Raw genomic sequence first — 24,026 nt, forward strand, 5'->3', positions numbered from 1 at the left:
GTTGGGTGGGTTCGGGGCGGGTGTCGTCCTCAGCCGCCGGCTTGGTCCCGACCGGTCAGGAAGGCGCGCCGGCCAGGACTTCCACCTCGCCGGTGTCGAGCGAGTAGTAGGCGCCGACCACGGCAAGGGCCCCCTTTCCCACGAGTGGGGCCAGGTCCTGGTTGGAGCGCAGGTCGGCCGCGGTCAGCGTGACCTGGGCGCGGGCCATGGTCTCGGCCGGGTCGGCACCGCCTTCCCGGACTGTCTGCTCGTACGCCGGCCGCAGAGCCTTGGCGATCGCCTCCAGATTGCCGGGCAGCGGTTTGCCGTCACGCATGGACTTGTATGCCGCCTCGACGGCGCCGCAACGCTGATGCCCGAGGACCACGATGAGCGGAGTGCCACTCGTCATGGGCCCGTACTCCACGGAACCCGTGACCACCGGGCCGACCGCCTCCCCGCCCGTGCGCATCACGTAAAGGTCACCCAGCCCGGTATCGAAGAGGAGTTCAGGCGGCACCCGGGAGTCGATGCACGAGAGGATCGCGCCGAAAGGTGCCTGCTCCTGGGCTACGAACTGGCGCCGGTTCGGATCCCGGTCGGGATGTCGAAGGTCTCCGCTCACCCAGCGCTTATTGCCGTCCATCAGTCTCGCGAACGCCGCGGCGGGCGTGGCCGGCCGTGCTTCCGGCGAAGCGCTGGTCGCCGACGGGGTGCCGCTCGTCGATGAGCACCCCGCAAGCGCGACCGTGGCGACCGCAAGTCCGCCGGCAAGCAGAGCTCTGCGATCCGGATGTCCCGCTCTGTCCACCCGCGTTCCCCTCAGTCCGCTGAGACGCGTCCGTACGTCTCGATCAGGGCAATTGTTCAGCGCGGTGTGGGGGCCTGACGGCAGGCGCAAGCGGGCGTGGGCAGCTTTGCCACCGACGGCCCACAGAACCGGCTCGGGCGGCGGCTTGCGCCTACGCGGGGCTGGCTGCGGAGGCGTCGGGGCGGTGTTGCCTCGCGCCGGCGACGCATCTTTGCGGCGGAGCCCGCATCGTTCGAGCACCCGCTCGTACGCGTTGAACCGTTTTCCGTCCCGGCTCCGTTTGGCCTCGAACAAGCACCGGCTGGACGAGGGGGACACAGCATGAGAATGGGACTGACGAGGCCGGCCAGCCTGATCGTGAGCAGGCTGACCGCCCTGCGGTGGGCGTCCGCGGTCGCGGCCGGCATCGCGGCACTGCTCGCGGCACTGCTCGCGTGGCTGCTCACCGGGCCGTCGTCGGCCCCGACCACGGCCAGGGGCACGGGCATGGGCACGTATGCCAACCCGGTGACGGCGGGTGCCGTCGACACCTTCCCCGACCCCGTGATGATCCGCGGCAAGGACGGGTACTGGTACGCCTACGGCACCCAGAACCCGGTGTTCCAGAGCAAGGGCCGCGAGGACGGTGAGCGGATGCTGCCGATCCTGCGCTCGGCCGACCTGGTGCACTGGGACTACGCCGGTGAGGTCTTCACCCCGCGAACCCAGCCCGCCTGGCACAAAGGCTCGCGGCTGTGGGCGCCGGACATCCGGTACGTAGACGGCCTTTACACCCTCTACTACTCGGTGGTGGGCGTGGCCAACATCGGCGTGGCGACTGCCCCCACCCCGACCGGACCGTGGACCGACCGGGGCGCCGTGCTGCCGTCGCCGAGCGGCTGCCCTGCGGGCAACATCGACCAGGCGCAGTTCACCGACAAGGGTGGCCGGCCGTATCTGTACTGGGGGAGCTACGACACCCTCTGCGTCGCGAAGATGAACGGCGACCGGACCCGCATCGAGGGCCCGGTGACCCAGGTCGCCAGGGGGCGCCGGATGGAGGGCGGGTTCGTCGTCCGGCGCGGCGGCTACTACTACCTGTTCTACTCCGACGCGGGCTGCTGCGACGGTGCGTACAGCGGTTACCAGGTCAAGGTCGGCCGCGCGACCAAGCCGACAGGGCCGTTCGTCGACGACGAGGACGTCGACCTGATGGACCTGACCAGCAAGGGCGGCATCGTGGTCGGCGCGAACGGCAACCGCTGGATCGGCCCGGGGCACAACTCCCTCCAGACCGACCTGTCCGGTCAGGACTGGCTTGTCTACCACGGCATCCCCTCCGACCACCCGGACATGAAGCTGACCAGCGGGGGCAAGGTGAAGCCGACCAGGCGCCCGATGCTGATCGATCGGCTGGACTGGATCGACGGCTGGCCGGTCGTGCGCGCCGGCGCCGGGCCGTCAGAGGGCAACCAGCCGGCGCCGGTGGCCTCCTGGGACGTCGGCAGCACGTTCAACGACGGCTCGCTGACCGGCTGGCACGGCGAGGGCGCCGGGACGGGCGGCTGGTCGGTCGCCGAGAAGCAGGACGCCCACGGGTACGTGACCCACGCAGGGAGCGGCGCGGAACCCGCGTATCTGGTCTCGGACAAGGAGGCCCCCGCGGACCTGCGCGCCGAGGCCGACCTGAAGGTGAGCTCGGCCGGCGGCGCGGCCGGGCTGACGGTCGGTCATGTGAACCCCGGCAACCATGCCGTCGCCTGGCTGGACCGGGGCCGCAACGCGCTGGTGACCGACGTGGTGGTCAACGGCACCAGCCGCGGCGAGTCGGTGACCGCGCTGCCCTCCGGATTCCAGTGGGGCGCCTGGCACAATGTGGCGGTCGAGGTGCGCGGCACCCACATGACCGTCGAGGTGAGCGGGGACCGGCTCCGCGACGCGGTGGCCACCCAGGAACGCGACCTGCCCGCGCGGACGGCCCACCCCGGCCGAGTCGGCACCGCCGTACGCGGCTCCGGCGCCGCCGCTGACAACGTCGGCGCGGCGAAGCTCTTCACCCCGGTGACCAAGCGGGTGCCCGAGCCCAAGCCGGGCGCGCTGCTCCCGGCCCACAGCGACGAGTTCAACGGCGCCGCCGTGCCCGGCACGACCCCCGCCTCGCCATGGACATGGATACGCGGCGCGTCATCCGGAGTCACCATGACCGGCCGTGCGCTCTCGTGGCCGACCCAGGCTGCCGGACTGGGGAACAACAAGGCGTCGGTGCTGACACGGGGCGCGCCGAAGGGCGACTACACGGTGGAAACAAAGATCAGTTTCGCGCCGGGGCAGCCCACCCAGCAGGCCGGGATCGTGCTGTACGAGAACGATGATCGCTGGTTCAAGATGGTCCACTCGGTGCTGCCGGTGACCCGGGGACGCGGAACCGTGGTGGACGTCAGCGAGTTCGGCAAGGAGGGCGAGCGGCCGACGACCACGCCACCGACCGCAGTGGCCAACGGCCCGATGTTCGGCGGCCCCACCGCGGACACCATGTGGCTGCGCCTGTCCCACCACACCGACACCGCGCACAACGAGCACGAGGTGCGCGCGGCCACCAGCCGGGACGGTGTGCACTGGGTGCACAACGGCGTGTGGACCCTGCCGGTCAAGGGCGATCTCAAGATCGGTCTGGTCTCGATGAACAAGGCCGGAGCGGTCGCAAGGTTCGACTACGTGCGCACGTACGGCGGCTGACGGCCAGCCAGGGCCGCCCGGCCGCCCGGCCCGCCCGGGCACGCCTCCGGAGGAGAAGCGGGCCCGGGCCGAGCGAAGGAAGCGAGCCGAGAAGCAGGCCGACGTATGAGGCGCCTGCACCAGACCGTGCCCCCCGCGGCGACCGGGTTCACCCCGGGAGAGGAGGCTGGCCCGCGCCATAGACGAGCAGGCGGCGTTCGGGCAGCAGGCGCGCCTCGGGGCTCGGGAGGTGCGGTTGCAGTGTGCCGTCGTGCATGAGGTGAAGGACCTGGACCTCGCGGGCGAGGACCAGGAAGTCGGCGATCATCTTGCGGTGGCAGCGCCACCACACGGACTCCGCGCACATGACCGCGGTGCGTTCCCCGGCAGCCTCGGTGAGCAGCACATCGATCGCGGAGACGAACTCCGGCGAGCGCATGTGGGCGGCGTACCCGCAGAAAGCACGGTTGCGCAGCGCGGTGTCGGGCGTGTCCGGCCGTGCCTTCCGCCAGCCGCCGAGCCGCTTTTCCCACCGGTAGGCGATTCCGGTCTGCGGCAGCCATTGCGACATCGCGTCGCGGTTGGCGTCGGGATTGTGCCGGCTGCCCGGCGCCGTCCGCACGTCGACCAGCCGGCGCACCCCGGCGCCATGCAGCAGCCGCGTCATCTCCCTGGCGTCAGCGGTGCCGTGGCCGAAGCTCAGCAGTTGCATGTCACTCACGCGACCCTTTGCCCTGCGCGGCGCGAGACGGCCTCGTGGCCGCAGGCGCCGTCCACACGCATCGAGGGAGCGGCCCCAGACGGCTTGCATGGTCTTCCCGGCGTCTGCTGGGCCTTTTCCGGGATGGCGCCGCTGCCGGCGACTTGCTTGCCGAACTCCCCGAAGGCCGGGTGGCTGTCGTGTGCGGGCCGCCGCCTCCACTCGTCGTACCCGGAGCTGTGGGGATACGCCGCACAGGTCATGACCAAGATCTCCTTCCGGGGGAGTGTGGCATCCCTTCATCTCAGTAGCAGATGCCGATGCGTCTGCAGTGACGTCAGCCCGTACCTGGTTCCGTGTCGTGGGCGGGAGGCGGCGCGGCGCGCCCTATTTCCGGATACGCGACGCGGCATGGCAGCTCTCCGCGCCCCGGCAGTGCTTCAGCGCTGTGAGGGTTTCGTGCAGGGAGGCGCGCTGCTCGGACGGGATGGACGCTGCCAGGTTCTTCAGCTCTTCTGGGTCGGACTTGACCGAGTAGTACTCCCGCTCCCCGTCGGCGTACTCGACGTAGAGGGCGTCTGCGGTCCTGATCGCCTCGTAGCTCGGGGGGTTGCCGCTGTCGTCGGGCGCCGCGTCCGGGTCGCCCTTCCTGGACGCCGGGTGACGGTGTTCGACGAGTACGGCTTGGCGCCAGTCGTCCTCCGGCCGGCCGTGCATCAGCCGGGCGAGGCTTCGCCCGTCGCAGGTCGACGGCGGCTTCACGCCGGCGAGCTCCTGGAAGGTGGGGTTGAGGTCGACGTTCTCCGTCAGTTGCGGAACATGCGCGCCGGCCGGCACTCCGGGACCGGTGACCATCATCGGCACCTTGATGTCGGTGTCGTAGGCGGTCTGCTTGCCCGGGCGGAGCCGGTGCTCGCCCATGTGGAAGCCGTTGTCCGACGAGAACACGATGTACGTGTTGTCCGCCAGGCCCTTCGCCTTGAGCTCGTCTTCCAGGTGCCCGATCATCGCGTCCACTGCCTGCACGGAGCGCACCCGCTTGGCGAACTTCTGGTCGATCTGCTTCTGCTCTTCGGACGTCAGCGGCGACAGCTGCCTCTGCCACTTCGGCGTGGGCGTGGACGCCCGGTTGTAGGCGGCGGTGCGCGGGGCCTTGAGCGTGGGGAACTTTCCGGCGTCTCGCGGTGCCGGGGTGGAGGGGCCGTGCGGCGTGAAGGTCGCCACCTCCAGCATGAACGGCTTCTTCGACTTCGCCGAGGTGTCGATGAAGGACGTTGCCTTAGCCGCCAGCACGTCCGTCAGGTAGTCCTGGGCGTCGTGCCCGTAGTGCACGACCTTGCCGTTCTCGTTGAGGTTGTAGTTGAACCCCGGGTACCCGTTGCCGGCGACGTCCCATTCGTTCCAGCCGGACGGAACGTACGGTGTGGGCGTGCCGTTCTTGTCGGCGGGCTTGTAGCCGTTCAGGTACTTTCCCATGAACCCGGTCCGGTAGCCGGCGCGTTGCAGGGCGGTCGCGAAGCTCCTGCTCTCGTTGCCGTTCTTCATGAAGGCGCCGTAACCGCCGTCGCTTCCGTTGTTGGTGAAGACCCCGGTGTTGTGCGGGTATTGGCCGGTGAAAACGGACGTGCGCGACGGGCAGCACAACGAGTCGGTCGTGAAGAAGTTCGAGAAGGTCGTTCCGCGTTTCTGCATCTGCCGTACGTGCGGCATGTACTGCACGAGGTTCCACGAGAGGTCGTCGGTGAGCACGTACACGATATTGGGCTTCCGCGCGGCCGCCGTGGTGCCGCCGTCGGTCGGCGAAGCGCTTTCAGTGGCCTGACCGGCGTTCGGCCCCGGCGAACACGACATCAGTAACGCCGCGACAACGGCGATACAGAGTCCGGCCGTGGCCGTACGACGGTGACGAGTACCCAGCATGAACAATGCCTCCACGGTTGAGCGTTTCCTGGCGCCCCGCACCGTAGGGTCCGACTTTGTGGAAACCTTGTGGCGCCCCCGTCCTGAATGCCTTTTCGACCCGCTCGACTAGACTGCGGGCGGGCCGTTACTGGCGCGACGAGGTGGAGCACCACCGGGAAGCGGTCTGACAGCAGTTGTCGTATGCCGTGCGCCTGGGCGATCCCTCGTGACGCAGGAGCAGGTGCATGACCGAGACGACACGTTCCGCCCGTCTGATGGACGGCAAAGCCCTCGCCCAGCGCCTCGTCGCTGAGGCCGCCGCCGGGGCGGCTCAGCTCCGCGAACGCACCGGTACCGCTCCGTGCCTGGCCACCGTACTGGTCGGTGACGACCCCGCCTCGGAGACGTACGTACGAATGAAGCGCAACCGGTGCGCGAAGGCGGGCATCACGTCGCGGCACGTGCCGCTGCCCGCCTCTCTCAGCACCGGCGAACTGGTCGAGAGGGTCAGCGAGCTCTCGCAAGACCCGGGCGTGCACGGCATCCTGCTCCAGCACCCGGTCGGCCCGCACATCGACGAGCGGGCCGCGTTCGAGGCGATCGCGCCGGAGAAGGACGTGGACGGGGTCACGCTGAGCTCGTTCGCGTCGATGAGCTTCGGCCTGCCCGGGTTCGTGTCCTGCACGCCGGGCGGGATCTTGCGGCTCCTGGATCAGTACGAGGTCGACCTGGCGGGCAAGCACGCGGTGGTCGTGGGGCGCAGCGCGATCCTGGGGAAGCCTGCCGGGATGCTGCTGCTGGAGCGCAATGCCACGGTCACCTACTGCCATTCGCGCACCCGCGACCTGCCCGCGTACATGCGCGAGGCCGATGTACTCATCGCCGCCGTCGGCCGTCCGCGCTTCGTCGTGGGCGCGGACATCAAGCCGGGCGCCGTTGTGATCGACGCGGGCTCCAACCCGGGCAACGTCGGAGACGTGGACTTCGAGACCGCCCGGGAACGCGCGCGCCTGATCACGCCCGTCCCCGGCGGCGTCGGGCCGATGACCATCGCCACGCTGCTCACACAGACGGTCCAGGCGGCTGCACGGCAACTGGCCGCCGCCTGACCGGTTCGGGTGTGGGTGCCGAATATTACGTCCGCCCTGATCGGTGCCCGCCGTCGGCGGCTCTCCGCCGTTGCCACAGCCTGGCGGCGTTCCTCGGCCCGTTTTGCGGAACGCTGGGGAGCACGTTGGGCCACATGCCGTCAGGCCGCGCCTGCGCCCCGTTCCCGGCGCACGGTGGCGACCTGTGATGGTCCTGTGACGGTCCGTCAGTTAGGTCAGGAGCTTGAAGTATCCCGCCATAGCTAGGATGATCGGCGCACTCCCGTTCCCGTGGTGAACGCGGGCGTTCCGGCATGGCAGACGCCGCTGTGCCGATGGTCGGCTCGCGCCTGTCGGAACCCGATGAGCCACGCAGCCCGTACCCGCGCTCCGCCTTGTCGCTTCCCCTCGGTCTGCTTCACCTCACCCGTCCATGAGGATCTGATGACACGACACATATCGGAGGCGGTGTTCTGGTTCCTGGCTGCCGGTGTGCTCACGGGCTTGGTCCTGTTGGTCCGCCAACGCCAGATGACCGCCACCCTGCGCAAGCGCCTGTCGGCGATGGAAGACAGCCTCCACGCTCGTGACGAGGAGGCGCGGCATCTGGTCGAGGTCCGTCTCCCCGCGCTGGAGGAAGTCCAGAAACAGCCCGGGCCCGTCGCCGAGCCCGGCCCGCTCGACCGGAGTTTGGCCGAGACTCCGTTCGGACAGAGCCTGCAGCAGGTCGTGGACTTGTTCACCGGGGCCTCCCACAAGGCCCAGTCCCGCGCCGATCAGTCGGCGAAGGCCGCGCTGAAGGCGGCCATGCGCGCACTCCAAGCCCTGGCGAACGAACAGCAGTTGGCCATCTCGGAGATGCAGGACCGGCATGACGACCCCTATATGCTCCAGGGCCTCTTGGAGATCGACCACGCGAACGCGCAATTCGGCCGGCGGGCCCAGGCCATCGCCGTCCTCTGCGGGTCCTGGCCCGGCAGGCAGCGGGTCGCTTCGCTGCTGATCGATGTCGTACGCGGTGCGACGTCGCGTATCCGTGACTACCGGCGCGTCGAGATCCACTCCCGAGTCGAGATGGACGTCGTGAGCCGGGCGGTGGAGCCGGTGGTCCTCGCGGTCGCCGAACTGCTGGACAACGCAGCTCGGCACTCGCAGCCCAACACCACCGTCGAGGTCAACATCCAGCCTGCGCACAACGGCGCCAGTGTGGTGATCGACGACGCCGGAGTGGGCATGGACGCCGGTGAGATCGAGGAGGCAGGCCGTCGCCTGTCCGGTCGTGAGGACATCGACATCAACCGGCTCGGCAATCCGCCGCAGTTCGGCTTCGCCGCGATCGGTGTGCTCGCCGCCCGCTACGGATTCAGCGTCTCGGTCGACACCCGGTCCCCCTACGGGGGTGTGCGCGCCGTGCTGTTCCTCCCGAATGCTCTCCTCAACCGCGTACGTCTCGTCGGTGGCAGAACCGGACTGGAGGCAGAGTCGGCACCCGCACCCGCAACCGCACCCGCACACGCACCCGCGCCAGCACCGGCATCCGCGCATGCCGCGCCAGCACCGGCATCCGCGCATGCCGCGCCCGCAAGGGACGCGGAGTCCGTCCTGGTGCCCGACGCCCCGGCGGCGCCGTCGGGGGCCGCGGAGCACGCGCCGTCAGCGGCCGCGGCCCCACCGGCGTCAACGGCCGGAGGACTGCCCAAGCGACGCCGCCGGTCCGCATCGGAACACGCGTCGGCCGACCAGACACCCTCCACCCCGCCGGGTGCCGAGGCCTCGCAGATCCGCCCGGCGCACGAGACCGCCTCCCGCATGGGTGCGTTCGCCCGCGGCACCCGATCCGGGCGCGACTCCTCTGCCGACGACGAAGGGAACTCGCAGGAATGAAGGACCATATGGCCAATGAGCTGGGCTGGATGCTCGACGAGGTCCTCAAGGTCCCCGAAGCGCGGCACGCGATCCTGCTCTCGGCCGACGGGATGCTCCGGGCCCATTCCCAGGGCATCGCGCGTGACGAGGCCGAACGGCAGGCAGCCGCGCTGTCGGGCCTGCAGTCGATCAGCCGCAGCACCGCCGAGTTCTGCGCCGAGGAGTCCTCCCCGTGGCAGCAAACCCTGGTGGAGTTCGTCGACGGGTACGTCTTCCTGGTCGCCGCCGGCGCGGGCGCCTATCTGGCCGTGTCCGCCACACAGCACGTGGACATGGAGGCGGTCACCTACCGCATGCACAAGCTGGTCGACCGACTGGGCAAGGAACTGACCAGTCCGCCGCGTGAGGACACCGACTCCGAGCCGCCCTCCGAGCCGCCAGGCACTGCCGGTCCGGCATGACCCGGCCTCACAGGCGCGAGCGGGGGCTGGTACGGCCGTACGTCGTGACGGACGGCCGAGCCCATCCGACCCGCAACACGCTCGACCTGGTGACGCTCGTGACGGCGGTGAACAACCGGTCCCTGAACGGGCTGAGCCCGGAGAAGCGCCGCGTCATGGAGCTGTGCCGAGGAGGAGCGCTGTCGGTCGCCGAAGTCGCCGGACATCTGACGCTGGCGATCAGCGTCACGAAGGTGCTGCTCAGCGATTTGATCGACAGCGGTCACATCACGACCCGGCCTCCCATACCCAAGGCCCAACTCCCCGATGCCCAGCTTCTGCAGGAGGTGCTTGATGGGCTCCGCTCCCGTCTCTGACCGCGTCTACGTCTCGCACAAGGTCAGGACCGCCGTAAAGATCTTGATCGTGGGGCACTTCGCGGTGGGCAAGACCACGTTCGTCGGCACGCTGTCGGAGATCCGGCCGCTGCGCACCGAGGAGACCATGACGCAGGCCAGTGAGCTGGTCGACGACCTGGCCGGGAGTCCGGACAAGACCACGACGACCGTCGCCATGGACTTCGGCCGCCTGACCCTCAGTGAACGACTGGTGCTGTACTTGTTCGGCGCCCCCGGGCAGAAGCGCTTCACCCAGCTCTGGAAGGACATGATGCACGGGGCTCTGGGCGCACTGGTGCTGGCGGACACCCGGCGACTGGACCAGTCCTTCGACATCATGGGCCTCTTGGAGGAGCACGGCATGCCGTACGCGGTCGCCGTCAACCAGTTCGACGGCGCTCCGGTCTTTCCCGAAACGGAGATACGCGAAGCCCTCGACCTGCTCCCCGAAACGCCCCTGGTCACCTGCGACGCCCGGGACGACGCATCGTCGGCCCGGGCCCTGATCTCCCTCGTCGAGTACCTGCAGACCCGTACCGCTCAGGAGCACCGATGACCCCTTCCCAACCCGAATCGGGCGCGGTGCCGCCGCCCGGCTGCCCGGCACACACCGACCAGGCCGACCAGGCCGAAGGAGCGACCGGCACGCGCACGGCTGAGCAACTGTACGGACCCGGATTCGCCGCCGACCCGGCCGCCACCTACGCGCGGCTGCGCAGATATGGCTCCATCGCGCCGGTGGAGATCGCCCCAGGCATCCGCGCATCGCTCGTCACCGGCTACGAGACCGCCCTCGAGGTCCTGCGCAGCCCGGAGCGGTTCTCCAAGGACCCGCGCCGGTGGCGGGCTCTCGCCGACGGGACCGTACCGCCGGACAGCCCGGTCGTGCCGATGATGATGTACCGGCCGAACGCTTTGTGGACCGACGGCGACGAGCACACACGGCTGCGCGGTGCCATCACCGACAGTCTGAGCCGCGTCGATCCGAACGCCCTGCGCGGCTACGTCGAGCACAGCGCCGACACCCTCATCGACAGATTCGGTCCCGAAGGACAGGCGGATCTCCTCGGCGATTATGGCGCGATCCTGCCTCTGCTCGTCTTCAATCAGCTCTTCGGCTGCCCGCCCCACATCGGGGACAAGCTGGTCGAGGGCATGTCCGGGATCTTCGATTCCAACGCCGACTCCGAGAAGTCCAACGCGCTGCTCTCCGAGGGCGTTGCCGACTTGGTCGCTCTCAAGCGGAGGCAGCCGCGGGCGGATGTGACGTCGTGGCTGATGGCGCACCCCGCGCAGCTCACGGACGAGGAGATGATGCACCAGCTGGTGGTGCTCATGGGCGCCGGCACCGAGCCCCAGCAGAACCTGATCTGCAACGGGTTGCGGCTGCTGCTGTCCGACGACCGGTTCGCCGGCGACCTGGCGGGGGGCAGTACGCCCGTCGAGGACGCGCTCGACGAGGTGCTGTGGACGGACCCGCCGATGGCGAACTACGCCATCCACTACCCGCTCCATGACCTGGAACTGGACGGAACCCTGCTGCGCGAGGGGGAGCCCATCCTGATCAGCCTGGCAGCCGCCAACACCGACCCGGCCCTGGCCAGCGACCGGCGGGGCGGCAACCGCGCACACCTGGCATGGAGCGCGGGTCCGCACACCTGCCCGGCGAAGAGCCCCGCCCGGCTGACCGCCGCGGTTGCGGTGGAGAAACTCCTCGACCGGCTGCCGGACATGGAACTCGCCGTCGACGTAGGCAAGTTGGAGTGGCGGCAGGGCCCGTTCCACCGGGCTCTGGCCGCCTTGCCGGTGCGATTTCCCCCCATCACCGTGCCGGTCACCGCTCAGGAGCCCTCCGGAACCGGCGGACCGGAGGCGAAGTCCGTCCCACCGCCATCTGATCCGAGGGAAACACCCACGGCTGGGGCGGACGCCTCCGAGGCCCGGGACCGACGGCCCTGGTGGAGGCCCCTGGTCACGTGGTGGCGTGGGCAGTAGAGCAACAAGTGGGCAGGAGGCGACGCATCTCTGCTCAGGGACTGCTCAACCGCGCTTCGCGGTCAGGAAGGGCGGGCGACAGTCAGCCGGCCGGCTACCAGACGACGGGCAGTTCCAGCAGGCCGCGGGTGCGGAACGATGGGTACCACCTCAGTTCGTCCGCGGGGACGGCAAGGCTGAGCGAGGGGAACCTTCGCAGGAGGGTGGTGAGGGCGATGCCGCCCTCCAGCCGCGCGAGGGGGGCGCCGAGGCAGTGGTGGATGCCGTGTCCGAAGTCCAGGTGGGGCCCGTTGCGAGAGGCGTTGAAGGTGTCGGGGTCCTCGAAGCGCGCGCCATCGCGGTTGGCGGAGGTCAGGGAGAGCCATATCCGCTCGCCGGCCGGGATGACGACGCCGCCGATCCGTACCTCTTCGAGGGTGAAGCGGCGTGAGGCGAGCATGGAGGGCGAGTTCCAGCGGAGTGTTTCGTCCAGAGCCGCTTGCACGGGGAGGCGTCCTTCGCGGACGGCGCGCAGCTGCTCGGGGTGGGTGAGCAGGGCGAGGGTTGTGTTGCCGATGAGGTTGACGGCGTTGTCGTAGCCGGCGAACAGGATCAGAAAGACCATGGCGACCAGTTCGGGCTCGGTCAGCCGGTCGTGCTGATCGCGTGCCGCGATCATCCCGGACAGCAGGTCGTCCCCCGGGCGGGCGCGCTTGTCGGCGATGAGGCCGAGCAGGTACCGGTGCATGTGCCGCATGGCCTCGCGGGAGCCGAGCGCGGCATCCGGCTCCGGCGAGCGCAGGGTGTTGGTCCACGTCCGGAAATCCCTGCGCGCTTCGTCGGGGATGCCGAGGAGTTCGCAGATGACGGCCAGCGGCAGGGGTGCGGCCAGAGCGGTCATCACGTCCATGGGCGGCTTGGTGAAGCCGTCGAGGAGTTCATCGGTGCGCGACAGGATGCGTTCGCGCAGTCCCTCGACGCGCCGCTGGGTGAATGCTCGGGAGACCAGGCGCCGCAGACGGGTGTGGTCGGGAGGGTCGAGGTTGAGCAGGTGGCGGTCGAGTTCCGGTGGCATGGACGGGCCGTGGGCTCCACCGCTGCGGGCGTTGCGCTTGTCCAGGGACAGCCGGGGGTCGGCGAGTGCCGCGCGGACGTCCTCGTAGCGGGTGACCAGCCATACGGCGGCGCCGTCGGGTGTGGTCGTCCTGTGGACCGGGCCGGCCTTCCGCAGCAGGGTGTAGCCGGCGTGCGGGTCGGCCAGGAGCGCATCGTCGAACACAGTGGGGTGCCCGGTCGGTCGGTGTCCGGTGCCGTTCACGGGGTGTCCACCAGGGCACCCGGCTGGGACAGCGCCGCACGGACGATGGGGGACCGGCGGAAGGCGTCGGCGACCAGGGCCAGCCACGCGCCTTCCTCACGGAGGTCGCCCTCCGCTGGATCGTGGGGAGTGACGGTCTCCCGGCCCGGGGTTCCGGTGCCGCTCGCCCTCGCCTTCAGCGCGGCAGCGATCTGGGCAGCCTCGACCACCGCTTTGAGACGGTCGCCCGTGAGGTTGCGTGCTTCACCGAGCCGCCGCGCGGTGTCGGCCACGTCGGGGTGGTAGTAGGGGCGCAGCGCGAGCTGGCCGTCCCGGATCTCGATGATCTGCCGGCCGAGCAGGAAGGTGACGTCTCGCGCCGCCCAGCGAGCCAGGCGGGAGGCCGGCGGGTAGAGCACGAGGTCGGGGAACTCGCGGGCGATGACGCTCCACAGCGGGTGGAGCCGCTGGTACGAGCGGTAGTCCATGACCCAGGTCCGGGCCCTGTCCCACCCCACACCCCAGGCCGGCATGGTGAAGCCGACCGCGAACAGGAAAGCCGACACACTCGCGGACATGGGTGCCACCACGGAGTTGACGTAGTCCAGAGGGGAGGAGCCGAGGCGCTCCCAGACGAGCGAGACGAGCTTCGGGAGCGAGTATCCCAGGCCGAAGGCCGCGCCCACGGTGACGCAGCGCAGGCCGCGGCGCATCCAGGGTTTGTTGACGGCCTTGGCGTAGCGCCAGCACAGGCGGATCAGGCCCACCATGCCGATCGTGAAGAGAAGCTTGTAGACGAGCAGGAACTCGGTGATGTAGGGCGTGTCCGCGTAGTGCACGTCGAAGTCGATCGGGTGCTCCGCATCATCCACCCTGCCCAGTGAGAAGAGCACCGCCATGGCGATGATCGTGGCTCCCGCGTACCCGACGAGGATGCGGTGCCACAGCCGCACCGCGGACTGCGCGGTGGCCCAGCTGACCAGGAGGGCCAGGAAGGACACGTTGCAGATGGCCACGGAGGTGTAAATGATCAACGTGGCGATGTTGGGTATGCCGAGCAGGGCGTCCACCCGCACGTAGATCGCGGGGGAGGCGAAGACGAAGGGTGCCGCGAAGGTCGCGATCGCCAGGCACAGCAGCCTGAGTTCTTTGTTGCGCCAGTCACGGGCGAGGTCTTTGAGCTTGTAGAAGAAGGCGCTCCAGGTGACGATCGCAAGGAAGCCGTACACGAGGGTGAAGATCACGCGTCATTCCTTCGTGTGGAGCTGCGCTCAAGGGAGCGCTCCAGGTGGGTGACGAGATGGGCCACTTCCGGGGGGACGTCGGCAACCGCACGGTCCGTCACCGCGTTTGCGCGCATGGAGATCAGGGAGGCGATGAGTTCGGCTGCCCTCTCCTCCTGACTGGTGTACTGCGTCCGCCCCAGCACGACGCGGACGAGCTCGGGGTCGAGGGTGGGCATGAGCAGTCGGGAGACCTCGTCGTGCAGGGCGGGCGTGGCTTCGTGCCGGCAGAGCAGGTGACCGATCTCGTGCAGGATGATGTGCACTTGGTGGACCCGTGACGTCCGCTCCTGGTAGAGGATGTAGTCGACGTCGTCCGTGGCCACCCACAGCCCGCACGGGCTGCCCTCGCCGACCGGTAGGGGCATCGGCGCAAGGGAGATGGCGCGTCCCCGGGTTTCCTCCAGGCGGTCGCATAAGGCGTTGATGTCGAACGGGTCGGGGATCTGCAGTTGTTCGACGATCGCAGCGCAGTGCTTGCGGAGTTTGTGGTCGTTCATCTCCCCGTCCCAGGGATGGCTGTCAGGCTGCTGCCAGCGAGCGAAGATCATTACTGGGCCCCGGCCTCTCCTGCCATTCCGCGGGTTCCGACCGGCGCTGTTGGTTCCGGATGGGCGGCAGAGCGTCGGTGACAGCCGGACCGCGGGTCACTGAAGGGGTGTCCGACCAGGAGACCGACTGGATGAGCGGGGCGGCTCCATCCGCTGCCGGGCCCCGGTCCTGCCCAGGTGCTCAATCATGGGGACCAGCGCGCGCAAGGCGTCGTCGTCCAGAGAAGCGACGGCCCGCAGCGCGACTTCGCGTGCTCCAAGTCCCTTGAGCGAGCCCAGGAGTTCGAGATCGTCGTGGACCCGGGACGCGACGGCGTCGTCGAAGAAGTAGGCGGTGGGGACTCCGAAGAAGTCGGCGACGGCCCGGAGCTGCTTGCCCGTTGGGTTGTCTTGCCCCCCGGAGCGGAGTTGCCCGAGGTATCGCTCCGAGATCCCACCGGATGTGTCGCCTGCGGCCTCGGCCTTCGCGGTGACGGCGTCGGCCACTTCCTTGGTGCTGTACGGGCCGCGCCCCTGGGGGCGTACGTTCGCGAACAGATGGTTGAGTCTGTCCGACAGCGGTGCCGAAGTGGGCGCCGGTGCGGAGGCGTTGGGCATCGACGGATCGGTGGCGACCTGGGGGCGGTGCTGTTCCTCGGGCCCGGACTCGAGGAAGTAGGTGACCGGAACGGCGTAGACGTTGGCCAGGGCGCGGAGGCTGTCGACCCCGGGGTTGGTGACGTGGCCGTTGCGGATGTTCAGGACCGTCTGATGGCTGACCGTGGGGCCTCCGTGCCGCGCCGCGTACTCCCGGCTGAGCCTGGCGATCTCGTCGTATCGGTAGGGGCCGCGCCCCTGCGGGTGCACGTTCTCGATCAGCCAGTTGAGCCGGTCGGCAATGGTCGCCCGGCCGCTCGGGGTGGTCTCGCCCATCTCTGTGATCAACTCCTGCCCCTGGGGCGCTGGCGTCGTCGGGTGCCCGAGCCGCCCATTATCCACTCCACGAGATCGCGGGTCACCAGGACCTCCGCGCTCGAGGTCGCTTGACATGGTCGGTGCGGGCACATCTAAGCTCCTGGATAGCCTATCCAGTTGGCTAGATGGGCGACCGTCGGCGACTTTCCTGCAGTCCTGGGTCGGACCACCCATCACTGTCAGTTTCGAGGCGGCGGCAAGGACCAGCGTATGCGGGGGAGAGGTCGACGCTGCGGCGGGGGACCGGTCAGCAACAGCGCGTTGGGCGAACGCGCTCGGGCGCAGCGTGGATGAGACCCCGGTCCAGCAACGAGCTCATCGCCTTCGGCCACGACCAGCCTCAGGAACAGGACACGTCATGATCACCACTCCGGACGGCACCGAGGACGTCACATGCTGACCGTTCGTCACACCGTGTCCGGCGGCGCCGCGTCCGCGTTATCCCGTTCCCCGGGTCCCGCAGGGTCTGTGCGCGGTCACGCCTCACCGGCTCAGGCGCCGACAGGATGAACACGACCGGCACCGACGTCCTCCCCCCGCTGTACCCGCATCCGACGATCGTGGTGCTGCCCGGCGGAGCCGCACACGCGGGCGGCCGGTTCATCACGGGCGCCGAGGACCGTCGGGACCCGTTGGACGCCGCGTGGGACCACGCTCATGAAGTGGCCGCATGGTGCGGACGAGAGGTCCGGGTGAGCGTCGGACGCGCCAACGGCACCGTTGAGACCTATGCCCTCGGCCTCCACGGCGGCGGGCCGTACCCCATCACCTTCCCCGTCCCGTCTCCTTCGGCACCCGGTCCCGGATGGCGCGAGAGCGTGGCCGACCGGCATGACGTTCCGGGGTACTACGCAGCCCGGGCCCGCGACTGGAAGACGGCGGCCCGGCTGTGCATGACCGCTGCTGAGCGCCGTCACCGCCTCCGCGCGCCCGGACCCAAGGACGGACACGACCTCGACAACGCGGTCAGGGCATGGCTGAACTTCCGCGACGACCCCGAAGCGCTGGCCATGGGCTTCGAACTGGCCCACGTTCTCATCCGCCTTCAGCCCCACCAGCCCGGGCCCATCGCTTCCGTCCTCGGCCGCGTCACCCACCTCATCCGGGCAGGAGCGAGACCGTGACCATTCCCCGTACGGCTCTCAGCGACTCTCCAGCCCCCTTGCGGAGCCGGCGCTGCCAGACGTGCCGTCGGCAAGAACATGATCTATGGCTGGAGTACCAGGCGACCGTCCGTATAGGGGAGCGCCTTGGCGCGCGGCAGATGCACCAGGAACTCCTCGATCGCCGGAACTCCGTCCTCCCGCGGCACCTTCGCCTTGATGAGCTGGCCGGCCACCTCGATCTCGAGGATGCGCTGCGGGCCGTGGTCCCGGACGCCCCGAAGCCTGGCGGGAAATGTGTTGGGTCCGGGATCCGTGACGACTTTGACGTATTCGGGACGCACTCCCACCTGGACCTGGGTGGTGCTCTCCGGGATGTCCCACGCCAGGGCCAGGGTCCGGCCGCCCAGAGCGAAGTTCCCTGGGGCCCGGTCCACGGTCAGGAAGTTCATGGCCGGTGATCCGATGAAGTAGCCGACGTACGTTGACGAGGGGGCCTCGAAGAGCTGCTCCGGAGTGCCCTGCTGCATGGCCTGGCCATCCTTCATGACCAGCACTTCTTGTGCGAAGCTCATGGCTTCGTACTGGTCGTGGGTCACGTAGATCACGGTGGGCTGGAACTGCTCGGTGATCTCACGGATCTTGCGCCGCAGCGAATGCTTCAGCTGCGGATCGATGACGGTCAGCGGCTCGTCCATCAGCACGGCCGCCACGTCGTCGCGGACCAGACCACGGCCGAGCGAGATCAGCTGCTTGTCGTCGGCGGTGAGCCGCCGGGCGGGCTGCCTGAGCCGGTCATCCAGGTCCAGCGCCTCAGCGACCTGATGGACCTTGGCATCGATCCTCGCCTTGTCCCACTTGCGGCACTGCAGCGGGAAGGCGAGGTTCTCGTACACCGTCATCGAGTTGTAGATGACGGGAAACTGGAACACCTGGGCGATGTTGCGCGCCTTCGTGGGCAGAGCCGTGACGTCGGCGCCGTCGAACAGCACCTGGCCCCTGGATGGTTTGACCAGCCCGGACAGGATGTTCAACAGGGTGGTCTTGCCGCACCCCGACGGCCCGACCAGCGCGTAGGTCTTGGCGGCCTCGAATGTCAACTTGAGCGGCTTGAGAGCCCATTGCTCCTCGTCGGCACCCGGCGCGTAGCTGTGCCCGACGTCGACGATGTCCAGCTGCGCCATATCAACGTCCTTCCACTGAAGCGAGATCGTGTGAAATGAGATCGCTCGAAGGCGGCCGCACGAGCGTCCCCTTCTGGTCGAAGGCGAACAACCGGTCGGGACGGAGCCGCAGTTTCACCAGGTCACCGAGGGCGATGTCATGGATGCCCTCGATCTGTACGACGAACGGGGTGTCGCCGACGGCCACGTGAACGAAGGTCTCGGAGCCGGAGATCTCCACGAAGGTGACCTCGCCCTCGACACCGGCGGAGGCCAGGCTGACGTCCGTTGCCCGGAGGCCGAACTGGTAGGCACCGTCGGACAGGTCGGCGAGATGCGCGGAGACGTGCGTGGCCTGGAAGCCGGCCACCGTGACCTGACCGCCCTCGATCCGGCCCGCGAAGATGTTCATGGGCGGGTCGTTGATGATGGACGCCACCGTGGTCGTCGCCGGGCGCTCGAAGACCTCCTGGGGAGTGCCGGTCTGGAGGATCTGTCCCTCGTGCATGACCAGCACCACGTCACCGAGCATCATCGCCTCGGCGGGTTCGGTGGTCGTGTAGATCACTACCGTGTCGCCCTGGTCCGAGAAGAGGGTCTTGAACTCGTCGCGCAACTGTTCACGCAACTTGTAGTCCAGGTTTGCCAGCGGCTCGTCGAGCAGGAGAATGCCCGTGCCGCGTGCCACGGCGCGAGCTACCGCGACGCGCTGCTGCTGGCCGCCGGAGAGCTGAGACGGTTTGCGCCGCTCGAAGCCGGCCAGACCGACACTGGCCAGGCTCTGCCGGACACGTCGCTGAATCTCACCCCGTGACAGCCCGGCCCGCCGGAGCGGGAAGGCCACGTTGTCGAAGACGTTCAGATGCGGGTAGTTGATGAACTGCTGGTAGACCATAGCGGTATCGCGCCGCCAGACCGGCGTCTTCAGGAAGTCGGCACCCTCCCTGGTCAGGGAGCCGGAGTCCACCCCCTGCAGACCGGCGAGCACGCGCAGCAGCGTCGTCTTCCCGGCCATCGTCCGCCCGATGACGGTATGCAGCCGTCCCGGCAGAAAGGTCGCGGTCACGTTCTTGAGATGGTCGACGCCGTCGACGGACAGGCACAGATCAGTGGCGCTCAGCTTCATCGGACCGCTCCCGACAGGTTGCCTTTGGACAGATAGCGCTCCACCCACAGCGCGAGCAGGATCAGCGGGGCCACGCCGAACAGTGCGGCGGCGGACAGGGTCCACCAGGGCGGGACTGATGAGTTGAGGGCGACGACCGCCTGGGGCAGGGTCTGGACCTCGGTGAAGGTCAGCCTGAAGGCGAAGAAGAAGTCGTTCCAGCCGAACACCGCGCAGAACATCGCCGCCACGGTCAGCCCTGGCAGGGAGTTCGGCAGGATCGCCCGCACGAAGGTCTGGAATGGGCCGCATCCGTCGAGCATGGCCATCTCGTCGATCTCACGCGGGATGCCGTTGAAGAAGTCCACCATCACCCAGACCGCGATCGGCAGCAGCAGGGCGACTGTCACGATGACCAGGCCCAGGATGCTGTCCAGGAGGTTGACCTGCTGCAGGAGGAAGAAGAAAGGGATCACCAGGACGACGGGCGGCATGATCCGTTGTGACACGAAGAAGAAGACGATGTCGCTGTTCTTGATGAAGCCGAGCTTGAACCGGTAGCGGGACAACGCGTAGGCGGCCAGGGAGCCGAGTGCGAGGCTGATGGCCGAAGCGGCGATGGTGATGATGGCGCTGTTGAGGAAGGGATTGATGACATCGATCCCCCCGGCTGCACCGAAGATGTTGCGCCAGCCGGTGGAGGTGGGTTCGTACTGGACCCATGGGAGGTAAGTGGCGCCACCCTGGACCCCGTTGGCGTCCTTGAAGCTGGTCGTCATGGCCCAGAAGAACGGTCCGGCGACGAAGCAGGCCCAGAGTGCGATCACGGTGTACTTGAATACGGGATAAAGGCGCGAGCTCATGAGTCTCCCTTCAGCTTGAGGGCCCTGGTGAGCAAGGCGGCAACGACCGTGAGCGTGACGATCATCAGGACCAGGTAGGTCAGGGACATCGCCCCGCTGTATCCGGTCTGCTGATCCCTGAGCCCTTGGATGTAGAGGTAGTAACCCGGAGTCTCCGTGGAGGAGCCCGGCCCTCCGGAGGTCAGCACGTAGACGCTGTCGGAGAGCTTGGATGCCTCGATCAGCCGGATGATGACCGCCGCCACCGACACCGGCGCCATGAGCGGGAAGGTCACCTTCCAGAAGGTGCGCCACGTGTCGGCGCCGTCGATCGCGGCGGCCATGAACGGTTCCTTGGGGAGGCTCAACAGGCCGGCCAGCAGCAGCAGGAACATGAACGGGGTCCACTGCCAGACCTCGACGGTCATCAGTGCGGCCAGTGCGGGCCCGGACTCGGTGAGCCAGGGAATCTCGGTGAGGCCGAGCCTCCCGAGCAGGTCGTTCACCGGCCCCAGCGACTCGTGGAAGATCGTCTGCCAGATGGCGGCCATCACCACGGGAGTGGTCATCATGGGAACGAGGAACAGCACCCGCCAGAGTCGACGGCCGCGTACGTCACGCCACACCAGCAGGGCCATCCCGAACCCGATGACGTACTGGATCAGGACCGTGCCGCCCGCCAGCAGGATCAGGCGCATGATGGACGCCCAGAAACGGCTGTCGTGCAGCATCGTGACGTAGTTGGCCCCTCCCACGAAGTCCAACTGGGGGTTGCTGACGTTCCAGCCGGAGAAGCTGACACGAATGGTGAACAGGAGCGGGAAGATGATGATCAGCGCGAGCGTGAGCAGTCCGGGGAGCAGGAACATGCTCTTGTGCCGACGCAGGACGTCCATGGTTCTCCTTGCGGAAGTGCGGGGCTCCCCCCGGATGGCCGAGCGGCGGCCGGCCACCCAGGGAGCGTCCTGCGATCGGGTCAGGAGTCGTAGTCCTCGAGCAGCACCACGTTGCGATAGGCCTTCTGGACCTTGTCCTTGCCGATCTGTTCGGTGATCTTGGACCATTCCTCGGCCACGCCGTCCAGCGCCCGCTGCGGATCCTTCTGGCCTGCCAGAGCAGCCGCGACGCCGTTCGCCAGTGCGGACATGTACCCGTTGACGCCGGGTACGCGCAGGTCGAAGACGCGGTTGCTGCTCTTCTCCATGCCGGAGAGCGACTGCACATACGACTTGGCGACGTCCTTGTCCCAGCCCTGCTTCTCCCAGAAGGCCGCATCGAAGTGGGACTCGCGGTACGGGTTGACACCGAAACGGCCGATGGTCAGGTCCAGGGCGGTGTTGGCCTCGTTGCTGAAGAAGCACAGGTAGTCGAAGGCCATCTGCTGGTTGGGCGCGGCCTTGGCCACCGCCGAGGTCCACCCCCACGTGAAGTAGGGAGCCTGGTTCGGCTTCTTGTCCCACTTCTCCGTCTGGCGGTTGTAGACCTCCTTGGATCCCGGCAACGGCGCCGCCTCGACCTTGTTGCGGATCTTGCTGTCCTGCTGCTGGGCCTGGATGAACGCGTCGTCCCACGAGTAGGACATCAGCGTCTGGCCTCCTCCGAACGAGAAGATCTCGTCCCCCAGACCGAAGTTGGCGCCACCGGGTGCCCAGGTCTTCTTGGCCTTCACCATGTCGCCCAGGGCGCGTACGAAGCCAGGCGTGTTGATCAGCGGTTTCATGGTCTCGACGTCGAAGAAGAGACCACCCTTGACGTCCGGATGCTTCACATAGGGCGCCGCACGGCTGATGAACGCGGAGAACGTCAGGTCGTCGCGCTTGGTCACCTCGGCACTGCCGAAGTTGCGCTTGCCGTCACCGTCGAGGTCCTTGCCGCTGAAGAACGCGGCGACCTCCTGGTATTCGCTCCAGGTCTGGGGCACCCGCAGGTCCTTACCCGTCGCCTCCTTGTACGCGGCCTGGCGCTTCGGGTCCTTCAGGACATCCGTCCGGACCTTGAGGTAGTGCCGGTCACCGTCGACTGGGTACTGCACGACCTTCCCGTCCCAGGTCGCCACGTCCATATAGGCCTGCGTGACGTCCTTCATCCCCGGGGTGTCCAGATACTTCTCCGGCACGGGCGCCAGATAAGGAGCCATGTCGCCGATCCACAAGGAGGGGTAGAACATGACGTCGTACGCCGGCTGGCCCGCCTGCAGGGGCGTGAGGATCTTCTGGTGCAGCTCCCCGAAGGGGACGTTGACCACCTCCACCTTGGCCCCGGTGATCTCCTCGAACTGCTTGGCATGCAGCTGGGTCGGCTCGCCGATGACGGGGACGGCGTGGCTGATGATCTTCAGCGTCTGACCCGAGTAGTCCTTGCGACTGATCGACTCGTAACTGCAGGGGCCCGGGACGTCCTTCACCTTCGTCTTCGGGTAGTTCTTGCCGTACTTGCTGTAGCTGATCTCCGAACCGGGCTTGAACAGCGCGGGCTTGTCGGGCTTGTTCTCGGCCTGGCTCTGACCGGTGCATCCGGTGGCGGCGAGGGCCGCAACGGCTGTGGCGGCGACCAGGCCTTTGTACGATCTGCTGCGCATGGGTCTGCTCCTTTCGGCGTCAGGGGATCAAGATCGCTCGGCCGCGTACGGCCCCGGCTGCCAGGTCGTCCAGCGCGTCCTGGAAGGAGGTGAGCGGGTACCGCTGGGTGTGCAGGCTGACCTTGCCCTGAGCGGCGAGGACCATCAGCTCGGAGAGGTCGTTGTAGGACCCCACGAGGTTGCCGATGAAGTTGATCTCAGTGGAGATGACGTCGATCGTCGGAACGTCGAGGTGGCCGCCGTAGCCGATGACGTAGTAGTTGCCGTTACGGCGCAGGCAGGCCACGCCCACCTCGACAGCACCCCCCTCGCCGACGAAGTCCAAGACCGCCTCCGCCCCGTGCCCTCCGGTGAGTTCCAGGACGCGTTCGGCCTCGGTCCCGTCCGCGAGAAGCGTGTGTTCGGCACCCAGCTCCTTGGCGAGGGCGAGGGCATCCGGGCTCCGGTCGATGACGATGATCTCGACCGGTGAAAGGGCCCGCAGCACCTGAATGCCGATGTGCCCGAGTCCACCGGCGCCGATCATCACGGCCCGGTCCCCTGGCCGCAGGACCCGGGCCGCCTTGGCGACAGCGTGGTACGCCGTGAGCCCGGCATCGGCCAGGGCCGCCACGGAGGCCGGCTCGAGGGACCGGTCGAGTGCCACGACCGAGCGGGCGGTCGTCTTGAGGTACTCGGCGTAGCCGCCGTCGGTGTCGATTCCCGGGAAGGACGAGTTCATGCAGTGCACGTCGTCGCCGGCCCTGCAGGCACGGCACAGACCGCAGGTCACCAGCGGGTGCAGGATGACCGGGTCGCCGACGCCCACGTGCGTGACGGCCTCTCCCACCGCCTCCACCCAGCCGGCGTTCTCGTGGCCGATGGTGTAGGGCAGGGCGACCCCGCTCTTCTCACTCCACTGTCCTTCGAGGATGTGGAGATCGGTGCGGCAGACCCCCGCGCCACCGATCCTCACGATCACATCCAGCGGGCCGGTGATCTCCGGATCCGGTACATCGACGAGCACGGGCGGCTCGTCGTACTCGATGACCTGCACGGCTTTCATGGCGGCTCCTGCGAGTCGGCGGGTGGGTAGTGCGCCGATTACACAGCCCGCCGATCGCAGGTCGATGTCTCAGAAGCCGTCCGCGGATGTATCAATGTGATACACGCCATAGGCGCGGCGCCATCGAGCTGTTCCAATCACTCCACCGAGGGTTTGTGACGCGCGCCATACGGGAGTGTTAAATGCCCCGACGTCAAACTGGCAGCTCCCTGACAGCCGCCCGAGAGCTTTATCTGGAAGTCACCAAGGATCC

Annotated in this window: 21 protein-coding genes and 1 riboswitch; of the genes, 8 read left to right on the forward strand and 13 right to left on the reverse strand. The window is 68.2% G+C overall.

The window, feature by feature from the left end; translation table 11 throughout:
• Nucleotides 1-55: 55 nt before the first annotated feature.
• On the reverse strand, nt 56-625 hold the full coding sequence (locus tag ACTWQC_RS18385) for a carbonic anhydrase (protein WP_443316798.1): 570 nt from the start codon (nt 623-625) through the stop codon (nt 56-58).
• A gap of 492 nt (nt 626-1,117) precedes the next feature.
• Between ACTWQC_RS18385 and ACTWQC_RS18390 the strand changes: the two genes are divergently transcribed.
• A complete protein-coding gene (locus ACTWQC_RS18390) occupies nt 1,118-3,505 on the forward strand; it encodes a family 43 glycosylhydrolase (RefSeq protein ID WP_443316799.1) in 2,388 nt (795 codons plus the stop codon).
• 148 nt (nt 3,506-3,653) lie between these two features.
• Here ACTWQC_RS18390 and ACTWQC_RS18395 read toward each other — a convergent pair whose 3' ends face one another.
• Both ACTWQC_RS18395 and ACTWQC_RS18400 read right to left on the reverse strand, forming a co-directional pair.
• The gene (locus ACTWQC_RS18395; RefSeq protein ID WP_443316847.1) at nt 3,654-4,196 is read right to left on the reverse strand and encodes a DUF488 domain-containing protein; all 543 of its coding nucleotides are present in this window, start codon (nt 4,194-4,196) and stop codon (nt 3,654-3,656) included.
• Nucleotides 4,197-4,571: 375 nt separating this feature from the next.
• Nucleotides 4,572-6,104, reverse strand: coding sequence for a sulfatase family protein (locus tag ACTWQC_RS18400; protein ID WP_443316800.1), 1,533 nt, complete (start codon nt 6,102-6,104; stop codon nt 4,572-4,574).
• 116 nt (nt 6,105-6,220) lie between these two features.
• Nucleotides 6,221-6,311: riboswitch (ZMP/ZTP riboswitch) on the forward strand.
• A gap of 20 nt (nt 6,312-6,331) precedes the next feature.
• On the opposite strand from ACTWQC_RS18400, the gene ACTWQC_RS18405 reads away from it, so the two are divergent.
• The 6 genes from ACTWQC_RS18405 to ACTWQC_RS18430 all read left to right on the forward strand — a co-directional run bounded on the left by ACTWQC_RS18405 (nt 6,332) and on the right by ACTWQC_RS18430 (nt 11,873).
• Entirely contained in the window at nt 6,332-7,195 is an 864-nt protein-coding gene (locus ACTWQC_RS18405; protein ID WP_443316801.1) for a bifunctional 5,10-methylenetetrahydrofolate dehydrogenase/5,10-methenyltetrahydrofolate cyclohydrolase, read from the forward strand.
• 423 nt (nt 7,196-7,618) lie between these two features.
• A complete protein-coding gene (locus tag ACTWQC_RS18410; RefSeq protein WP_443316802.1) occupies nt 7,619-9,058 on the forward strand; it encodes an ATP-binding protein in 1,440 nt (479 codons plus the stop codon).
• Nucleotides 9,055-9,501: a roadblock/LC7 domain-containing protein gene (locus ACTWQC_RS18415; RefSeq protein WP_443316803.1), complete on the forward strand. Its 447-nt coding sequence runs from the start codon at nt 9,055-9,057 to the stop codon at nt 9,499-9,501. The genes ACTWQC_RS18410 and ACTWQC_RS18415 overlap by 4 nt, the downstream gene beginning before the upstream one ends.
• Nucleotides 9,498-9,857 carry a DUF742 domain-containing protein gene (locus ACTWQC_RS18420; protein WP_443316804.1) on the forward strand — a complete coding sequence of 120 codons (360 nt, stop codon included), beginning with the start codon at nt 9,498-9,500 and terminating at the stop codon, nt 9,855-9,857. The genes ACTWQC_RS18415 and ACTWQC_RS18420 overlap by 4 nt, the downstream gene beginning before the upstream one ends.
• Nucleotides 9,835-10,434 (forward strand): GTP-binding protein, encoded by a 600-nt coding sequence (locus ACTWQC_RS18425; protein ID WP_443316805.1) that lies wholly within the window; start codon nt 9,835-9,837, stop codon nt 10,432-10,434. Before ACTWQC_RS18420 ends, ACTWQC_RS18425 begins: the two co-directional genes overlap by 23 nt.
• Nucleotides 10,431-11,873, forward strand: a complete 1,443-nt coding sequence (locus tag ACTWQC_RS18430; protein WP_443316806.1) for a cytochrome P450 — start codon at nt 10,431-10,433, stop codon at nt 11,871-11,873. The genes ACTWQC_RS18425 and ACTWQC_RS18430 overlap by 4 nt, the downstream gene beginning before the upstream one ends.
• Nucleotides 11,874-11,967: 94 nt before the next feature.
• On the opposite strand, the gene ACTWQC_RS18435 is transcribed toward ACTWQC_RS18430, so the two are convergent.
• The 4 genes from ACTWQC_RS18435 to ACTWQC_RS18450 form a co-directional block, all read right to left on the reverse strand.
• Nucleotides 11,968-13,170: a cytochrome P450 family protein gene (locus ACTWQC_RS18435; protein WP_443316807.1), complete on the reverse strand. Its 1,203-nt coding sequence runs from the start codon at nt 13,168-13,170 to the stop codon at nt 11,968-11,970.
• Complete coding sequence (locus ACTWQC_RS18440) at nt 13,167-14,393, reverse strand: MAB_1171c family putative transporter (protein ID WP_443316808.1); 1,227 nt, start codon at nt 14,391-14,393, stop codon at nt 13,167-13,169. The genes ACTWQC_RS18435 and ACTWQC_RS18440 overlap by 4 nt, the downstream gene beginning before the upstream one ends.
• On the reverse strand, nt 14,390-14,932 hold the full coding sequence (locus ACTWQC_RS18445; protein WP_443316809.1) for a hypothetical protein: 543 nt from the start codon (nt 14,930-14,932) through the stop codon (nt 14,390-14,392). The genes ACTWQC_RS18440 and ACTWQC_RS18445 overlap by 4 nt, the downstream gene beginning before the upstream one ends.
• Before the next feature lie 147 nt (nt 14,933-15,079).
• Nucleotides 15,080-15,895, reverse strand: coding sequence for a hypothetical protein (locus ACTWQC_RS18450; RefSeq protein ID WP_443316810.1), 816 nt, complete (start codon nt 15,893-15,895; stop codon nt 15,080-15,082).
• Between the two features lie 548 nt (nt 15,896-16,443).
• Here ACTWQC_RS18450 and ACTWQC_RS18455 point away from each other — a divergent pair.
• Nucleotides 16,444-17,061 (forward strand): hypothetical protein, encoded by a 618-nt coding sequence (locus ACTWQC_RS18455; RefSeq protein WP_443316811.1) that lies wholly within the window; start codon nt 16,444-16,446, stop codon nt 17,059-17,061.
• Between the two features lie 83 nt (nt 17,062-17,144).
• Here the strand turns inward: ACTWQC_RS18455 and ACTWQC_RS18460 are convergent, their stop codons facing one another.
• The 6 genes from ACTWQC_RS18460 to ACTWQC_RS18485 form a co-directional block, all read right to left on the reverse strand.
• Nucleotides 17,145-18,224: an ABC transporter ATP-binding protein gene (locus ACTWQC_RS18460; protein ID WP_443316812.1), complete on the reverse strand. Its 1,080-nt coding sequence runs from the start codon at nt 18,222-18,224 to the stop codon at nt 17,145-17,147.
• Between the two features lies 1 nt (nt 18,225).
• Nucleotides 18,226-19,329 carry an ABC transporter ATP-binding protein gene (locus tag ACTWQC_RS18465; protein ID WP_443316813.1) on the reverse strand — a complete coding sequence of 368 codons (1,104 nt, stop codon included), beginning with the start codon at nt 19,327-19,329 and terminating at the stop codon, nt 18,226-18,228.
• Nucleotides 19,326-20,171 (reverse strand): carbohydrate ABC transporter permease, encoded by an 846-nt coding sequence (locus ACTWQC_RS18470; protein ID WP_443316814.1) that lies wholly within the window; start codon nt 20,169-20,171, stop codon nt 19,326-19,328. The genes ACTWQC_RS18465 and ACTWQC_RS18470 overlap by 4 nt, the downstream gene beginning before the upstream one ends.
• Nucleotides 20,168-21,046 (reverse strand): carbohydrate ABC transporter permease, encoded by an 879-nt coding sequence (locus tag ACTWQC_RS18475; protein ID WP_443316815.1) that lies wholly within the window; start codon nt 21,044-21,046, stop codon nt 20,168-20,170. Before ACTWQC_RS18475 ends, ACTWQC_RS18470 begins: the two co-directional genes overlap by 4 nt.
• Before the next feature lie 80 nt (nt 21,047-21,126).
• Nucleotides 21,127-22,728: an extracellular solute-binding protein gene (locus ACTWQC_RS18480; protein WP_443316816.1), complete on the reverse strand. Its 1,602-nt coding sequence runs from the start codon at nt 22,726-22,728 to the stop codon at nt 21,127-21,129.
• Between the two features lie 19 nt (nt 22,729-22,747).
• Complete coding sequence (locus ACTWQC_RS18485; RefSeq protein WP_443316817.1) at nt 22,748-23,773, reverse strand: NAD(P)-dependent alcohol dehydrogenase; 1,026 nt, start codon at nt 23,771-23,773, stop codon at nt 22,748-22,750.
• Between the last annotated feature and the right edge of the window lie 253 nt (nt 23,774-24,026).

Origin of the sequence: Streptomyces sp. 8N616, assembly GCF_052246385.1 — a bacterium.
In the GTDB taxonomy this organism is placed as follows: Bacteria; Actinomycetota; Actinomycetes; order Streptomycetales; family Streptomycetaceae; genus Streptomyces.

Bases quoted from the DNA above. Each gene is read 5' to 3' on its own strand.
- ACTWQC_RS18485 (WP_443316817.1), bottom strand. From the start codon at position 23,773: ATGAAAGCCGTGCAGGTCATCGAGTACGACGAGCCGCCCGTGCTCGTC.
- ACTWQC_RS18455 (WP_443316811.1), top strand. From the start codon at position 16,444: ATGAACACGACCGGCACCGACGTCCTCCCCCCGCTGTACCCGCATCCG.
- ACTWQC_RS18475 (WP_443316815.1), bottom strand. From the start codon at position 21,046: ATGGACGTCCTGCGTCGGCACAAGAGCATGTTCCTGCTCCCCGGACTG.
- ACTWQC_RS18465 (WP_443316813.1), bottom strand. From the start codon at position 19,329: ATGAAGCTGAGCGCCACTGATCTGTGCCTGTCCGTCGACGGCGTCGAC.
- ACTWQC_RS18390 (WP_443316799.1), top strand. From the start codon at position 1,118: ATGGGACTGACGAGGCCGGCCAGCCTGATCGTGAGCAGGCTGACCGCC.
- ACTWQC_RS18425 (WP_443316805.1), top strand. From the start codon at position 9,835: ATGGGCTCCGCTCCCGTCTCTGACCGCGTCTACGTCTCGCACAAGGTC.
- ACTWQC_RS18480 (WP_443316816.1), bottom strand. From the start codon at position 22,728: ATGCGCAGCAGATCGTACAAAGGCCTGGTCGCCGCCACAGCCGTTGCG.
- ACTWQC_RS18470 (WP_443316814.1), bottom strand. From the start codon at position 20,171: ATGAGCTCGCGCCTTTATCCCGTATTCAAGTACACCGTGATCGCACTC.
- ACTWQC_RS18430 (WP_443316806.1), top strand. From the start codon at position 10,431: ATGACCCCTTCCCAACCCGAATCGGGCGCGGTGCCGCCGCCCGGCTGC.
- ACTWQC_RS18420 (WP_443316804.1), top strand. From the start codon at position 9,498: ATGACCCGGCCTCACAGGCGCGAGCGGGGGCTGGTACGGCCGTACGTC.
- ACTWQC_RS18405 (WP_443316801.1), top strand. From the start codon at position 6,332: ATGACCGAGACGACACGTTCCGCCCGTCTGATGGACGGCAAAGCCCTC.
- ACTWQC_RS18445 (WP_443316809.1), bottom strand. From the start codon at position 14,932: ATGAACGACCACAAACTCCGCAAGCACTGCGCTGCGATCGTCGAACAA.
- ACTWQC_RS18410 (WP_443316802.1), top strand. From the start codon at position 7,619: ATGACACGACACATATCGGAGGCGGTGTTCTGGTTCCTGGCTGCCGGT.
- ACTWQC_RS18395 (WP_443316847.1), bottom strand. From the start codon at position 4,196: ATGCAACTGCTGAGCTTCGGCCACGGCACCGCTGACGCCAGGGAGATG.
- ACTWQC_RS18400 (WP_443316800.1), bottom strand. From the start codon at position 6,104: ATGCTGGGTACTCGTCACCGTCGTACGGCCACGGCCGGACTCTGTATC.
- ACTWQC_RS18460 (WP_443316812.1), bottom strand. From the start codon at position 18,224: ATGGCGCAGCTGGACATCGTCGACGTCGGGCACAGCTACGCGCCGGGT.
- ACTWQC_RS18450 (WP_443316810.1), bottom strand. From the start codon at position 15,895: ATGGGCGAGACCACCCCGAGCGGCCGGGCGACCATTGCCGACCGGCTC.
- ACTWQC_RS18415 (WP_443316803.1), top strand. From the start codon at position 9,055: ATGAAGGACCATATGGCCAATGAGCTGGGCTGGATGCTCGACGAGGTC.
- ACTWQC_RS18385 (WP_443316798.1), bottom strand. From the start codon at position 625: ATGGACGGCAATAAGCGCTGGGTGAGCGGAGACCTTCGACATCCCGAC.